The 2,286-nt window shown below is 62.4% G+C and carries 1 protein-coding gene; it reads right to left on the reverse strand.

Annotated elements, in window-relative coordinates:
- Positions 1-2,286 (reverse strand): NAD-glutamate dehydrogenase domain-containing protein (locus PF446_RS10490; RefSeq protein ID WP_298071372.1); only part of this gene is annotated, 2,286 nt, incomplete at both ends.

Raw genomic sequence — 2,286 nt, forward strand, 5'->3', positions numbered from 1 at the left:
CTCCAGGTTGTCCGTGATGTCCAGCAGACCCTCGATGAACATCCGGTAGCAGGCCACGCCTTCTGCCAGCACTTCCTCGCGTTCGCCGCTCTCGGGCGGATGCTTGACGAAGAAGCCGCCCTTGGAACCAACCGGCACGATCACCGTGTTCTTGACCATCTGTGCCTTGACCAGGCCCAGCACCTCGGTACGGAAATCCTCGCGCCGATCCGACCAGCGCAGACCACCACGCGCTACCGCGCCGAAGCGCAGGTGGATGCCTTCCACCCGCGGCGCATACACGAAGATCTCGCGGAAGGGCACCGGCTTGGGCGCATCAGGCACCAGCGTGGAATCAAACTTGCAGCTGATGTAATGCCGATGCTTGCCTTCGAAACGCTGGAAATAACTTGTTCGCAACGTGGCGCGGATCACGTCCATGTAGCTTTTGATGATGCGCTCGTCATCAAGGCTGGCGACATCGTCAAGCAGAACCGTGATGGCCTCCCAGAACGTTTCGACCTGGGCTTGGCGTGGCAGCTTGATGGCAGCGACGATTTTGTGTACGAGCTCAGGATGCGCAGCACGGGTCGCGGCCGGGACCAGAGCCTCCATTTCGCGGCTCAGTTCGGCTTCATGCGCGGAAAATGCCTCGCCGGAACGCGAGACGCGCTCGGGATCAAACTTGGCGTTGAACAATTCGACCAGCAGGTTGGCGATGGCCGGGTAACGATTCAGTGTCTCCTCCATGTAGCTTTGCGAGAAGGCAATGCCGACCTGCTGCAGATACTTGCAGTAGCCACGCAACATGGCCACCTGCCGCCAGTGCAGCAAAGCGCCAAGCACCAGACGGTTGAAGCCGTCGCTCTCGGCGTTGCCGCGCCAGACATTCTCGAAGGCCTCTTCGAAATGCCCGCCCACAAGGTCCACGGCAAATACCATGTCCCCATCGGTATGCACCTCGAAGTCCTGGATGAACAGACGTACGTCATCCACGCGCATGTCGTAGACATGCTCTGTCAGCACGCGCAGTCCGAGGTTTTCCAGTTGCGGGAGCATGTCCGAAAGCGGGATGTCGACCCCTCGCCGGTAGACCTTGAAGCGCACCTGGTCCGTATGCTGCTGCGGCCGGTAGAACGACATGCGCACCGCCTGGTCGTCATTCAGTTGCGCCAGCGCCTGCACATCAGTAGCGGCCACATCGGCACTGACTTCCTCAATGTACCCGGCAGGCAATGCCGCCCCGTAGCGATTGGCCAGCGACAGGCCCTCGCTCTCGCCGAGCGCCTCGACCAGGCTGTCGCGAAGGTCGTCCTGCCAGTTGCGCACGATGTTGACCATCTGCGCTTCCAGACTGGCCGTGTCGAAGTCGGGGTTATCGCCCGGTTCGAGACGGACCACCACGTGCAGCCGCGCCAGCGCGGACTCACCCAGTTGTACGCTGGAATCGAGCGTTTTACCCAGCAACGCCTCGGAAAACAGATTCTCAAGCCGTTTGCGTACACTGGTGCTGAAGCGCAGCCGCGGCACGAAAGCCAGGCAGGAAAAGAACCGCCCATATTTGTCCCTGCGGATGAACAAGCGTGGCCGCGCGCGCTCCTTGAGCTCCAGCACGCCCATGGCGACCTGGTACAACTCGTCCGGGGAGGCTTGCAGCAGTTCGTCGCGTGGCAGGGTCTCGAGGATGTGGCGCAACGCCTTGCCGGAATACGCGTCGCGGCGAAGGCCCGAGCGGCGCATCACCGACTCGTACTTTTGCCGCACCAGAGGCATGTCCTGGGGCCTGCGTGTGTACGCGGTGGAGGTGAACAGGCCGAGGAACCGTTGTTCGGCCACCGGATGGCCATCGGCGTCGAACTTCAGCACCCCGATGTAATCCATGTACCCCGGACGATGCACCCGCGCCCGTGAGTTGGCCTTGGTCAGGATGATCGCGTCCATCGCACCCGATTGCGGCAGATGCGAGGCCACCAGAGTGCTCAGCGAACGCGGTGCCGTGGCGCGGCTGGAATCGCGAAGGATGCCCTGCCCGGTGTCCCCGAGGCTGCTCAGCACCTTGTCGCCGTCGACATCGGTCACTTTGTATTCGCGATACCCCAGAAAGGTGAAATTGTCGTCCGCAGCCCACTCCAGGAAAGCGCGCGCCTCGGCCACGTCCTCGGCATCAAGCGGCAACTCCCTGGACGCGAGCTCCTCGGCGATCTGCAACATCTTGCCGCGCATCGGCTGCCAGTCCTGCACCGCCAGACGCACATCCGACAGCGAGGACTCCAGGTCCGCCTGCAGCAACTGGCACTCCTCGTCGCC

Origin of the sequence: Oleiagrimonas sp., from assembly GCF_027858935.1 — a bacterium.
Classification (GTDB): domain Bacteria; phylum Pseudomonadota; class Gammaproteobacteria; order Xanthomonadales; family Rhodanobacteraceae; genus Oleiagrimonas.